Source organism: Pseudomonas sp. P105, assembly GCF_032614175.1.
Classification (GTDB): Bacteria; Pseudomonadota; Gammaproteobacteria; order Pseudomonadales; family Pseudomonadaceae; genus Aquipseudomonas; species Aquipseudomonas rhizophila.
The window spans coordinates 4,987,081-5,000,721 of sequence record NZ_CP126693.1 but is presented as its reverse complement, the minus strand read 5'-3'; the positions used below and the strand labels follow the sequence as shown (position 1 = coordinate 5,000,721).

The 13,641-nt window shown below is 58.7% G+C and carries 8 protein-coding genes; 6 read left to right on the top strand and 2 right to left on the bottom strand.

Features of this window, described 5'->3' with window-relative positions; genetic code table 11:
• The first annotated feature begins 27 nt into the window (after positions 1-27).
• Positions 28-777 (top strand): enoyl-CoA hydratase-related protein, encoded by a 750-nt coding sequence (locus tag QOM08_RS22485; RefSeq protein ID WP_316912154.1) that lies wholly within the window; start codon positions 28-30, stop codon positions 775-777.
• Positions 778-1,300: 523 nt separating this feature from the next.
• Positions 1,301-2,523, top strand: a protein-coding gene (locus QOM08_RS22480) for an IS3 family transposase (protein ID WP_316911973.1) whose coding sequence is annotated in 2 segments (ribosomal slippage) — positions 1,301-1,652 and positions 1,652-2,523 — 1,224 coding nt in all. Because the reading frame shifts where the segments join, the coding sequence is not laid out codon by codon here.
• A 49-nt stretch (positions 2,524-2,572) separates the two neighbouring features.
• Here QOM08_RS22480 and pyk read toward each other — a convergent pair.
• Positions 2,573-4,024, bottom strand: a complete 1,452-nt coding sequence (pyk, locus tag QOM08_RS22475) for a pyruvate kinase (protein WP_047227107.1) — start codon at positions 4,022-4,024, stop codon at positions 2,573-2,575.
• Between the two features lie 355 nt (positions 4,025-4,379).
• Between pyk and QOM08_RS22470 the strand changes: the two genes are divergently transcribed.
• The 3 genes from QOM08_RS22470 (at position 4,380) to QOM08_RS22455 (ending at position 9,720) form a co-directional block, all read left to right on the top strand.
• On the top strand, positions 4,380-4,754 hold the full coding sequence (locus QOM08_RS22470) for a tetratricopeptide repeat protein (protein ID WP_316912153.1): 375 nt from the start codon (positions 4,380-4,382) through the stop codon (positions 4,752-4,754).
• Between the two features lie 294 nt (positions 4,755-5,048).
• Complete coding sequence (locus QOM08_RS22465; RefSeq protein WP_107321958.1) at positions 5,049-5,408, top strand: PilZ domain-containing protein; 360 nt, start codon at positions 5,049-5,051, stop codon at positions 5,406-5,408.
• 2,605 nt (positions 5,409-8,013) lie between these two features.
• Positions 8,014-9,720 (top strand): hypothetical protein, encoded by a 1,707-nt coding sequence (locus tag QOM08_RS22455; RefSeq protein ID WP_316912152.1) that lies wholly within the window; start codon positions 8,014-8,016, stop codon positions 9,718-9,720.
• A 166-nt stretch (positions 9,721-9,886) separates the two neighbouring features.
• On the opposite strand, the gene QOM08_RS22450 is transcribed toward QOM08_RS22455, so the two are convergent.
• Positions 9,887-10,252, bottom strand: a complete 366-nt coding sequence (locus QOM08_RS22450) for a DUF6124 family protein (RefSeq protein WP_188250897.1) — start codon at positions 10,250-10,252, stop codon at positions 9,887-9,889.
• A gap of 881 nt (positions 10,253-11,133) precedes the next feature.
• Between QOM08_RS22450 and QOM08_RS22445 the strand changes: the two genes are divergently transcribed.
• Complete coding sequence (locus QOM08_RS22445) at positions 11,134-13,509, top strand: hypothetical protein (RefSeq protein WP_316912151.1); 2,376 nt, start codon at positions 11,134-11,136, stop codon at positions 13,507-13,509.
• Positions 13,510-13,641: the final 132 nt, after the last annotated feature.

Genomic DNA, 13,641 nt, shown 5'->3' with positions numbered 1-13,641 from the left:
CGCTGATCTTCAGACGCGAGACCGACCATGACCGATACCCTGCTGCTTGAGCGCGAACGCGGCCTGTTGACCCTGCGCCTCAATCGCCCGGAAAAGAAAAACGCCCTGACCCGGGCCATGTACAGCCAATTGGCCCAAGCCCTGGCGATGGCTGACGCCGACCCGCAGATCAGTGCGGTGCTGATCTGCGGGTCTCATGATTGCTTCACCGCCGGCAACGATATTGTCGACTTTCTCGAACAGCCGCCGGCCGATCTCGACAACCCGGTATTCGAATTCATGCTCAGCCTGCTCGACTGTCGTAAACCGGTAATCGCCGCCGTGGCCGGGCCGGCTGTGGGCATCGGCACCACGTTGTTGTTGCATTGCGACCTGGTCTACGTCAGCCGGGACGCGCGGCTGCGAACGCCGTTCGTCAATCTGGGGTTGTGCCCGGAATTCGGCTCCAGCCTGATCCTGCCGAGGTTGCTCGGCCAGGCCAGGGCTGCGCAGTTGCTGCTGTTGGGCGAGGGCTTGAGCGGCGAACAGGCGGCAGCCGGGGGCATCGCCACCGAGGCGCTGGACAGTGGCGAGGCGGCGTTGGCCAAGGCGCGGGACGTGGCACTGCGTTTCGAATCGCTGCCGGCTGAAGCGGTGCGCATCAGCAAACAACTGATGAAGGCCCCGGATCGGGAGCAACTGCGCGCCGTGATCGAAGAGGAGGGCAGGCTGTTCACCCAGCGACTGCGCTCGCCAGAGGCGGTGGCGGCGCTGTCGGAGTTTATCAACAGGCATTAGTTTTGTAGCGCATGGGTTGGCCTCATCGCGAGCAAGCTCGCTCCCACATTGGGTTTGTGTTGAACACATTAGCCATGAACACCACAGATCCCCTGTGGGAGCGAGCTTGCTCGCGAAGGCGTCGGCACATTCAACGTTGGTGCAAGCTGACCCACCGCTATCGCGAGCAAGCCGCTCCCACATTGGGTTTGTGTTGAACACATTATTCATGAACACCACAGATCCCCTGTGGGAGCGAGCTTGCTCGCGAAGGCGTCGGCACATTCAACGTTGGTGCAAGCTGACCCACCGCTATCGCGAGCAGGCTCGCTCCCACATTGGGTTTGTGTTGAACACATTATTCATGAGCACCACAGATCCCCTGTGGGAGCGAGCCTGCTCGCGATAGCGTCAGCCCAGGCAACACCTTTTTCAGACGGCAAAAACCAAAAAGCCCCGCCATTCACATGGCGGGGCTTTTGTTTTCAGCATGTCTCGTCCTGAATAAGGTTTACACCTTCTGACCTCTCCTCAGGAGGAACCAATGGATTCAGGAAGAAGGCGTAGTCAGCGTGATTACACGCTGGGCTTTAAATTGGCGGTTGTCGATCAGGTTGAAAAGGGCGAACTGAGTTATAAAGAGGCTCAACGGCGTTATGGGATTCAGGGCCGGTCGACTGTGTTGGTATGGTTACGCAAGCATGGGCGGCAGGACTGGAGCCAAGGCGCCTCCATTCGTGCCCAGAGGAACCGACCGATGGCCGAGCCAAATTTGCCGCTGACACCAGAGCAGCGAATCAAGGAGCTGGAAGAAAAGCTGGCCCTTGCCAACCAGAAAGCCCAATTTTTTGAAGCTGTCGTTGACGTGCTGAAAAACGATTACGGTGTTTCTGTCGTAAAAAAGCGATCCGGCAAGTCCTCAGCCAAGGGCAAATCGAAGGCCTGAGTGTCACCAGGGCTTGCCAGTTTCTGGGCATCTCACGGCAGGCGTATTACAAGCGCAATCGAGCTTACGACGCGCAAACTAGCCATGCGCAAAAGGTGCTGGGATTTGTGCTGGAGGCACGCCTTGAAATGCCTCGGTTGGGCACCCGTAAGCTGCATGGGCTAATGCAAGCCGAACCTGAACTAACGCAAACGGTAGGCCGAGATCGATTGTTCGATATTCTGCGAGACCATCGACAACTGGTCCCACGCAAACGCGCTTATCACAAGACTACCGACAGTCATCATCGCTTCCGTCGACATCCGAATCGGCTCAAGCCCGGCCCTGACCAAGTCACTGCCACCGGCCCGGAACAGGTGTGGGTGGCGGATATAACCTATTTACCGACCGAGCAAAGCGTCGCTTACGTAAGTCTGGTCACTGATGCGTTCTCGCGCAAAATAGTCGGCCATCATGTGCATGAAAGCCTGCATACCGAGTCAGTCATCCGGGCGATGACGAAAGCTCTTCGACACCGAAGAACCAATCAGCCACTGGTACATCACTCCGATCGGGGCTCGCAATACTGCTCTGATCTCTACCAAAAGCTGCACGCCAAGCATGGCGTCAGGTGTTCGATGACGGATGGCTACGACTGCTACCAGAATGCCCTAGCGGAACGAGTGAATGGGATTCTGAAAACAGAATTTCTTTTACACCGTCCCAAAGACCTCGCCCAAGCCAAGCGCATGGTTGAGGAATCGATAGAAATCTATAACCGTAAGCGACCTCATTTGGCCCTGAAATACAAAACGCCCGATGCGGTGCATCGGGCGTTTTGAGACTGAAACAGGTGTAAACCTATTTCAGGACTAGACAGCAACCGGTCACTCAGACCATCGGGTCGCCAACGTGCAGAATTTTCATCCCGTTGGTGCCGCCGATGGTGTGGTAGCTGTCGCCCTTGGTCAGGATGACCCAGTCGCCGGTTTGCACCACGCCGCGCTTGACCAGTTCATCCACCGCCGCCTGGCTGACTTCGCCCGGTTGCAGGGCGGCCGGGTCGAATGGCACGGTGTAGACACCACGGAACATGGCCGCGCGAGCCTGGGTTTCGCGGTGCGGGGAGAACGCGTAGATCGGCACCGAGGAGCGGATGCGCGACATGATCAGCGGCGTGTAGCCACTTTCGGTCAGGGCGATGATCGCCTTCACGCCCGGGAAGTGGTTGGCGGTGTACATCGTCGCCAGGGCGATACTCTCGTCGCAGCGCTCGAAGGTCTTGCCGATCCGGTGGCTGGAGGTCTTGCTGGTGGGGTGCTTTTCAGCGCCGATGCAGATGCGTGCCATGGCCTGCACCGCTTCAAGCGGGTAGAGGCCGGCGGCGCTTTCGGCCGAGAGCATCACGGCGTCGGTGTAGTCGAGCACGGCGTTGGCTACGTCGGACACTTCGGCGCGGGTCGGCATCGGGTTCTGGATCATCGACTCCATCATCTGGGTCGCGACGATCACCGCTTTGTTGTGACGGCGTGCATGCAGAATGATCTTCTTCTGGATGCCCACCAGCTCCGCGTCACCGATTTCCACGCCCAGGTCGCCACGGGCCACCATCACGGCATCGGAAGCCTTGATCAGGCCGTCGAGGGTTTCGTCGTCGGCCACGGCTTCGGCGCGTTCGATCTTGGCCACCAGCCAGGCGGTGCCGCCGGCTTCGTCGCGCAGTTGACGGGCGTATTCCATGTCAGCAGCGTCGCGGGGGAAGGACACGGCCAGGTAGTCGACTTCCATTTCCGCGGCCAGCTTGATGTCGGCCTTGTCTTTTTCGGTCAGGGCCGGCGCCGTCAGGCCACCGCCACGACGGTTGATGCCTTTGTGGTCCGACAGCGGGCCGCCGATGGTCACGGTGCAGTTCAGTTCGGTGGCCGTGGCGGTGTCGACCCGCATCACCACGCGACCGTCGTCGAGCAGCAGCTCGTCGCCCACGCCGCAATCCTTGACCAGGTCCGGGTAGTCGATACCGACCACCTGCTGGTTGCCTTCGGTCAGCGGATGGCTGGTGGAGAAGGTGAAAGTGTCACCAATCTTCAACTCGATGCGCTTGTTGGCGAATTTGGCGATACGGATCTTCGGGCCTTGCAGGTCACCCAGCAGGGCGACAAAACGGCCATGCTTGGCAGCAAGGTCACGCACCAGCTTGGCACGAGCCTTGTGCTCGTCGGGGGTGCCGTGAGAGAAATTCAGACGGGCAACGTCCAGGCCAGCCAGAATCAGCTGTTCGAGAACTTCCGGCGAGTTACTGGCCGGGCCAAGGGTAGCGACGATTTTGGTGCGACGGACGGACATGCAAGACTCCTCAGGTTCAAGCGCCAGCGAAGGCTACTATGCTCTTTGGGTGTAGTCATTGTTCATATGCACTACTTTTTCGTTTCTTTTCGAAATGAACATTCCTGAAAATTTTTGCGCCTCTACGGCTTCACATTCCTTCTGTGGCGAGGGGATTTATCCCCGCTGGGCTGCGAAGCAGCCCCAAGATGGCAGATGCACATTAACCTGAAACACCCAGGTGGCTGGCTTGGGGGCTGCTGCGCAGCCCAGCGGGGATAAATCCCCTCGCCACAAGAGCACTGCCAAGCTGCGTTTTCGGGTTGAAGATTTCCCCACCCAGGTCGATACAGAGCTCAAGACAGGAGAACCTCCCATGCGATTCGTGCTTTTTGTTGCCCTGGCCCTGAGCATCACGGGCTGCACCCGTTGGTCGATGAACCACCACATGAACCTGGCCTACAAGGCTTACGAGCGGGGCAATTGCGAGCAGGTGATGCTCGAGTTGTCCAAGGTCGACCGCGCCAGCCGTGCCCGGCGCTACATGCAGCCGGAAGTCTCGATGATGCGCGGCCAATGCCTGGAACGACAGAAGCTGTTTGTCGATGCGGCGCAAACCTACCAGTTCATCATGACCCATTACCCTAACAGCGAATACGCCTTCCGCGCCCGGGCCCGGCTGGAAACCTTGCAGAGCCTGGGCCATTACCCGCTCCGCAGCGCCCCGGCGATCCGCCCCACCGCGCTCTGATACCGTCCGTCAATATCATGGCCAGGGGCAATGCCTGGCCACCTCCACCTTGTACGATTGCACAGGATGAAACTATCGCCCTTGGGCTGGCCGTCGCCAAACCTTGAGCTATATTTTGTACAAGAAGTGATTAGAGCCAGGTCTCTAATTCAAGAGGCACCTGTGACCGGCAGAAGTAGAGCCAAGGCGCTTGCAAGCGTCTGGCACCGGGATCGGGGAGAGCGGGCCTGTTCGTGCCCGTTCCGAAGTATCGATAGCCCCTGGTAGAGGGGCGTTCAAAAAGCGATACAGGACATGTACAAAAAGAGGCGAATCGAGCGGCATCAGCTGCCGTATTTCCTGCGCGTGTTCAACGGTATGAACGACAAGCCCATCGGCTTTCTGGGCAACGTCTCTGAGGATGGCCTGATGCTGATCAGCCATTTGCCGCTGATGGTCGGCGCGGACTTTAATCTGCACCTCAAGATCCCTAGCGATGACGGACCGCAGTTGGACATTGAATTGAAGGCCAGTTGCCTGTGGTGTCACGAGGATGTGACGCCGCAGCATTTCGACGCCGGTTTCAGCCTCAAGTGGGCGCCGCCGGAGTACGGGCAATTGGTGAGTGCGTTGCAGCAGTATTTCAGTTTTCATCCGTTGCCGGAGTCGGCTTGAAACCGCCTCTGCAGGAATCGGCCTGACTTTTGCGGGGTTGCCTCAATCCAACTTGTGGGAGCGGGCTTGTTCACGAAAACGGTGGATCAGCTTGCATCAATGCTGAATGTGCCGACTGACCCAGTGTGGGAGCGAGCCTGCTCGCGATGGCGTACTTGAGATTGCCATCGCGAGCAGGCTCGCTCCCACAGGTTCTCCATCGCATCTACGACATTATTCAGTCGGCTTAACCTTCAGCGTTGAACCTTCGTCTCGTTATCCAGCAACTTCTCCAGCAACAACACCCCCATCTCGCCCATCTGCCTCAAAGAACCGCGGGTGACCGTTTGTCCGGACTGTCAGGTATTACAGCTGTTCAATAAGCGAGGAGCCTTGTTCACTGTTCCTCAACCTCTCGGGTGATATGTGCGTTGTCAGTAAAATTGGAAGATTTATTGTCCTTACTTGATTAGAGGAATGGGTCGTGAGTAAGGGAAATGATAAGTCGGAAAGCGATCCTGGTTCCTCTCAAAGAGGGGGGATTTCTCCAGATGGCGCTGTTGAAGCTTATAAAGAACAATCGGTATGATGGGGCAGGTTTAGTTGTCTTGTCTTTCATCCCATTCGTGATTCTCAACCAATATAGGATTGAGGTTGACCTGCACTTGAAAGTCCCTTCGATGAGGGCCGCAACACAACATCCAATTAAAAGGCAAGCTGCCTGAGGTGTCACGAAGACGTAACGCCGCAGCATTTCGACGCCAGCTTCAGCGTGCATGGGGCGCCGCCGGAGTACGCGCAACTGAACAGGCGTGTTGCTGCAATGAAAGGAAACCCGACTGGATGACGTTTGTGCACATCACTTCATCACCGGGCGACTAAAGCCGGTCGCGGGTTGTCAGCGACGCGAATCAAGTTGGGGGGCAAGGCCGAGGCGCACAAGCCGGCGGATTCTGGCGGATCTGTAGTCCGTTGCGCGAGGAGGCGTAGTCAGTTGGGTGCTTCCCTACATCGAGACGGCCACTGGTCGGGACTGTCAGGTATGACAGGTGTTTAAGCTGAGGAGCTGGCTTCTACTGCCCTGAATATCTTGTCAAGACCAGCCAATTGAAAGGTTAACCTGGAGCTAATCATGATCGACGATGACACCGACGATATTGATGGGCGCGACGCGGCAGAAATATCAGAAGGAACTAACAGAGTTAATGCCGATAAAACTTATGATGTGCGTAAGGTGTCGGACGTTGTTTCTGCAGATGGTTTGGCTACAGAGCACACAGTGTTTATATATCCAATTGGTAGTGGGGTTGCTATCGCGAAGTTTAAGTTTGAGTACGAGTGGAGTGCCGATGGCGCATCATTTACCGTTGTGGGAAAACAGTATTTATCAAGGCCTAGTGGTTTGGCTAACTGTTATTTTAGTTTGAGGGTTGAGAGTAACGGTAACTGGATTCCAGCAAGTGAAGAAAATGCGCGTCAGGATGATACGTGGCATAGCTTTCCGTTTGTGCACACCGTAAGGAGTAATGCTAGCGAGGAGCTGATTAGTGTACGGGTTTTGTATTGGCAGGGTAATAATCGGATGGATATGAACAATTACTTTATAGCCTCTTACAGTCGTCAGAGCCCTTCGATAACGAGCCCTGTCCGTAACGATGACGTGCTACCCAATCTGGAGGTTTCAGGTACAGCTACTTCTGAAGCCTGGGTTGCGGTTTATGAAGGCCACACAGCTCGGCAATTGTCGGACTGGGTGGAATCCGGTTCTGCATGGCGAACAAGTTTGCGTGAACCGCTGACCCCAGGGATAAAAGTACTGACAGCCAGACAGCAACACCGTGGCGTGCTATCAGGCTGGGCCGACAATATATCTGTGACGGTACTGCCCAAGCCCTCCATCTCATCCCCTATTTCCGGATCGAACATAGAGCATCGCAGGCCGGAAATTTCTGGCTCTGGGGTACCGACCGCAGAGGTGCAACTTCACGTCAGCCATTCGGCGGATGAAATACCCCATCCAGTGTGCATCGTTGATTCGCAACGGCACTGGAGAACAACGCCGCATAACAATTTGCCGTTGGGGGCATTTGTGTTTACTGCCAGACAGACATCGGCTGGTATGCATTCTGACTGGGCAGACAATGTTTCTGTTGTGATTGAATTACCCGTACCTGTCATCACCGGCCCCGTAGCCCATTCGGTGCAAGACAGGACCTTTACCGTGACCGGCAACAATGGGCGTTCGGGTGCCATCGTTCAGGTATTCAGAGATCTGACCGACGATCCTAAATTGGGAGAGACCAACACGTTGACGGGGGCTAATTGGAGCTGTTCCGTTACAGCGCCTGTAGGGAATATATCGCTGGTAGCACTCCAACTAGTAGGCGGGACGCCCTCGAATCGAGGCGCACCCCGAGCCTTCAGAATCCGCCCTCCGGCATTGACCGCCGTCACCGTCACCACGCCGACGGACACCTCGGTGAAGTTCGAAGGCAGCGGCTACACCGGTTCAACCGTCCAGATCACGGTTGTCAGTGGGCCTGATGCCCCTGCGCCGGGCCCTGTACCGGTGAATGGAGGCAGCTGGAACACAACCGCAACAAATTGGCCATTTGGTTCTTACAGCGTGAAGGCTGTCCAGCGGTTTCCCGACGGTGACAATGGCTGGATTGACTCGCAGCCGTACACGTTCCCGGTCAACCTGAGACTTCCAGACCCGACCGATATCACCTACACACCGGTCTACCGGCCCGTGTTCTCGGGTAAAGGTTTCAACGGTGCGACGGTGATGCTGTTCAATCCCGGTGGTGGGTCGAAGGTGGCCCCGGATGCTGGCGTGTCGTCCGGTCAGTGGCAGAGCATGGCATCAGAGGTATGGGGGCCGACGTTCAAGCGGGAAGTCCATATCAAGCAATACCTGAATGGAGTACCGTCGCCGACCTGGCAGGAAATCGAGGTCACCATCCCACCGCTGGCCCCGGTCATGAACGTGCCCGTGGAAAATGGCCTCTCGCCCGACCTCAATGGCACCTGCTGGCCGGGTGCTGTGCTGACCCTCACATTCAGTGACAGCACCACCGAACATCCCGTCGAAAATAACAACGGCACCTGGAGTTTCCGGCGCACCGAGCCGTTTGCACCCGAGGTCACCCACACCGCGACGCTGATCCAGACCGCCGCCCAGCAAACCTCACCTGAAGCATCCAGAACCTTCACGGTCGCGCTGCCCGTGCACAAGCCCTTGATCACTGACCCCAGCCCCGGTGCTGAGGTCGGTCGCGTGCTGACCGTCCGTGGGCGTGATGGTATGGCCGAGGCGTCGATGCAAGTGCGTGACGCGCAATTTCAAACGGAGCTGGGCGACCCCAAGGTGCTGACCGCCGACGGCGAATGGTCCGTCGAGTTGCCCGTGCTGGAGTTTCGTCCCTACACCATCGACGCGCAACAGACCCTGCGTGGGGAGCCGTCCGAGCGCAGTGAAACCCTGAGGTTCGAGGTGGTGGTGTTGCCACCGGAGTTTGACGTGCCGCAGCCGGGCGGCAACCTGCCGCGCAGCATGACGTTGTCTGGCAGGGGCATGCAGGGCGGGCGGGTTGATATCTGGCTCCAGGGCGCAAGTGAGCCGTTGATCGAAGATGTTTTTGTGGGCGCCGATGGCTGGAGCGCTGACGTGACCCTGCCGGTAGGCGAAACCACGATTGTGGCCCGGCAACGCTTCGAAGGTCGGCCCTCCAGGGACACTGCGCCGCTGACCTTCAACGTCGTGCCTGCTGCCCCGTTCATTGAAACCCCGGCCACCGACGAGCCCATCGGCCGGCGCGTGGTGGTGTCGGGTTTCGGTGTGCCGGGCGATACCGTGACGGTAAAACTGGGAGACGCCACGCATGCGGTGCTGGGCAGTAGCCCGGTGCTGGAGGATCGCACCTGGTCGGTGACGGTGGAGTTCGATCAACCCGGCGGCCTCTACGGTCTGATGGCCGTGGCGTCGAGCGAGGGTTTTGATTCCGCCGATTCGCCGGCGCGGTCGGTGGTACTGGGCACCTATCAGCCTTCCATCGACGTGCCCGTGGTCGGAGGTTGGGTCGACAACCCGGTTCGCTTCGAAGGCGAGGGAAGACCGGGTGTTGGGCGAGTGGTGAGCTGGTTCAATCCGGATCAGGTGTGGGCGGCGGGCCTCCCCGTTGCCTCCAGTGGTTGGCAGGGCGGGGCGTCGCAATCGCTGGCCGCTGGCGGCAACTGGTGCCGGTTCAGGCAAACCATCACCGACACGGCGGACGGCGCGACGGCCTCCGATTGGGTTGAGAGCGGGCGCTTTGAGGTTCGGCCTCATTAGTTGCCAGGCGTTGTCGGCATCGGTTTGATGTCCGATACGTTCCCTAAACGTGACACCTGTAGGCGCTGCCGAGTGCAACGAGGTTGCGATCTTTTTCCAGACGATTGAGTCCTGAACGAAAGATCGTCCGAACGCGGCCCGAGCCTTCGGCAGCTCCAGAGTTGCCTTAGCGCTGAACCTTCGCCTCGTTATCCAGCAACTTCTCCAGCAACAACACGCCCATCTCGCCCATCTGGTGAATCGCCAGGGCCAGGTTGCGCGGGGCGCCTTCCAGGTCTTCCGATAAATCCAGAATCAGCGTGCTTACCGAGCAGAAGGTTTCGTAGGTGTGGGCGAGCATACCTTCGGGGTCGGCGTCGGGGGCGACGATGAAGTAGTCGAGTTGTCGTTCGGGTTTGTCCGGTTTGTCCGCGTTGGGCTTGAGGTAGTGGTCCAGGGCTTTTTGCGCGGCTTTGTCGAGCTTTTTGGTGTCGAGGGTTTTGTGAGCGGGTTGTGAATCGGTTTTCGGGGGATTGGGTGTTGGCTTGATCATATTCACTTCTCTTTGATAGCGCTGCCACCCGGTTCGCGACTAAACGATGGGTGGCGGCTGGACGCAGGTTAGTCGACCGGTGAGAAGTGAAACCGGCGCGCCCGAGAGCGCCCTGCGAACAGCCACCATCAAGTGCGGGGATAGGGGAGCCCGACTGGATGACGCTTGTGCACATCACTTCATTACCGGGCGACTAAACCCGATCGCTGGTTGTCAGCGACACGAATCAAATTACGGGGCAAGGCCAAGGCGCACAAGCCGGCGGATTCTGGCGGATCTGTAGTCCGTTGCGCAAGGCGCTGTAGTCACCCGAATTTTCCTGCACCGGGGCCCCCGCCACTCGTCGGCACTGTCAGAACTAACAGGTGTTTAGATTCGCGAGATGGATATTCAATGAGCCCACGACCGAACTAGTCATATCGCCAGCCTGTTAACCAGAAACTACGGAGTGCGTCATGGACACTGACGACGATACTGAAAACGACGAGTCTGGCGAAAACACACAGGACATGGAGACTCATGATCCTGCGTTTCAAATCTTGTCTCCGTCGGGTTATATCCCAGAATCAACATTTCTTGTTTCAGGTGTCGGCGCCAGACCCGGCATTGGCGTAATGATTCTGGATGCCAGCACGGCCGAGAGCCTGGGCGCGGGTTACGATGTCAATAGTGACGGTAGCTGGACGGTGCACGCCGCCATGCGAAACGAGTCGGACTTAAGGTACGTCGCCGCCCAAACTGCACATGGAATAACGCGGCCAAAGACCGTTGTCAGGCGTCCAACCACCCTAACCAAGCCCCAATCGGCCGGTTTTTTGAATCCCGCTCAGGTTGTTTTCGGAGGGGTTTGCTTTCCGGGTGAAACTCCGATTGATCCCGGCATGGGCATCAGAGTACTCGACGGCACAACTGAATTGGCTTCGATGACTGCCGTAGGGCCAGAGACAACATGGGAAGTCAGGCCATCGGTGCCATTGTCCAGTAAAACTTATACGGTGCGGGCCGAATACAAAGTGCAGAGCAGCCCGGTTCTCAGTTACACCAATTACTTATCTTTCGAAGTGATGGGGCCACCGGTCATCACCGCGTCCACCGCCATTCAAGAGATGGGTTTCACTGTATACGGAACACACGGGAGGCCGGGCGCCAGCGTCGAAGTAAGGCTCGATGTCATCGGTGATCCGGTCGGTCCTCCAGGCAGGGTAGAGGCGAACGGTTCCTGGAATGTCGACGTGCAAGTGCGGCCAGGGACGATTTCGTTGGTGGCGGAACAAACCTATCAAACCGTCCCGTCGGGACTGAGTACTGCCCAGGCGTTTAAAGTGCGCCCCCCCAAGTTGACCGACGTCACCGTCACCACGCCGACAGACACCTCGGTGAAGTTCGAAGGCAGCGGCTACACCGGTTCAACCGTCCAGATCACGGTTGTCAGTGGGCCTGATGCCCCAGCGCCGGGCCCTGTACCGGTGAATGGAGGCAGTTGGAACACAACCGCAACAAATTGGCCATTTGGTTCTTACAGCGTGAAGGCTGTCCAGCGGTTTCCCGACGGTGACAATGGCTGGATTGACTCGCAGCCGTACACGTTCCCGGTCAACCTGAGACTTCCAGACCCGACCGATATCACCTACACACCGGTTTACCGGCCCGTGTTCTCGGGTAAAGGTTTCAACGGTGCGACGGTGAAGATTCTGAATCCCGACGACTCACCAGCAGCCCCCGAAAGAACGGTGTCCGGCGGTGTGTGGTCGAGCCCCGCCTCAGCGGAGTGGGGGCCGACGTTCAAGCGCAAGGTTAAAATCAGACAATTCAAGGATGGTCAGGAATCGCCGACCTGGCAGGAAATCGAGGTCACCATCCCACCGCTGGCACCGGTCATGAACGTGCCCGTGGAAAATGGTCTCTCGCCCAACCTCAGTGGCACCTGCTGGCCGGAGGCGGTGCTGACACTCACATTCAGTGACAGCGCCACCGAACACCCCGTCGAGAACAACAACGGCACCTGGAGTTTCCGGCGCACCGAGCCGTTTGCCCCCGAGGTCACCCACACCGCGACCCTGATCCAGACCGCCGCCCAGCAACCCTCACCGCCTGCGCAAAGGACCTTCACGGTTGCCACACCCATGCGCAAACCGGTGATCACCTACCCCACCCCCAGCGCCGAGGTCGGTCGCGTACTGACCGTCCGTGGGCGTGACGGCATGGCCGAGGCGTCGATGCAAGTGCGTGACGCGCAATTTCAAACGGAGCTGGGCGACCCCAAAGTGCTGACCGCCGACGGCGAATGGTCCGTCGAGTTGCCCGTGCTGGAGTTTCGTCCCTACACCATCGACGCGCAACAGACCCTGCGTGGGGAGCCGTCCGAGCGCAGTGAAACCCTGAGGTTCGAGGTGGTGGTGTTGCCACCGGAGTTTGACGTGCCGCAGCCGGGCGGCAACCTGCCGCGCAGCATGACGTTGTCTGGCAGGGGCATGCAGGGCGGGCGGGTTGATATCTGGCTCCAGGGCGCAAGTGAGCCGTTGATCGAAGATGTTTTTGTGGGCGCCGACGGCTGGAGCGCTGACGTGACCCTGCCGGTAGGCGAAACCACGATTGTGGCCCGGCAACGCTTCGAAGGTCGGCCCTCCAGGGACACTGCGCCGCTGACCTTCAACGTCGTGCCTGCTGCCCCGTTCATTGAAACCCCGACCACCGACGAGCCCATCGGCCGGCGCGTGGTGGTGTCGGGTTTCGGTGTACCGGGCGATACCGTGACGGTAAAACTGGGAGACGCCACGCATGCGGTGCTGGGCAGTAGCCCGGTGCTGGAGGATCGCACCTGGTCGGTGACGGTGGAGTTCGATCAACCCGGCGGCCTCTACGGTCTGATGGCCGTGGCGTCGAGCGAGGGTTTTGATTCCGCCGATTCGCCGGCGCGGTCGGTGGTGCTGGGCACCTATCAGCCTTCCATCGACGTGCCCGTGGTCGGAGGTTGGGTCGACAACCCGGTTCGCTTCGAAGGCGAGGGAAGACCGGGTGTTGGGCAAGTGGTGAGCTGGTTCAATCCGGATCAAGTCTGGGCTTCGGATCTCAACGTCGAAGCGGGTGGTTGGCAGGGCGGGGCGTCGCAATCGCTGTCCGCTGGCGGCAACTGGTGCCGGTTCAGGCAGACCATCACCGACACGGCGGATGGCGCGACGACTTCCGATTGGGTTGAGAGCGAGCGCTTCGAAGTCCGGCCGCCCAGCAGCCCGACCCAAGCATCGAACTCCCGATAAACGGTCATGAAACCTGTCGGTTCTGACAGTAGACGGCTTGGGCTCGCAAGCGCCAAATCACGTTAAGCAAACGCTCGGCCTGACGGCTTCGTCGGGCCGCTCCGGGCCGTTATCGAATTCGAGGACTCGTCC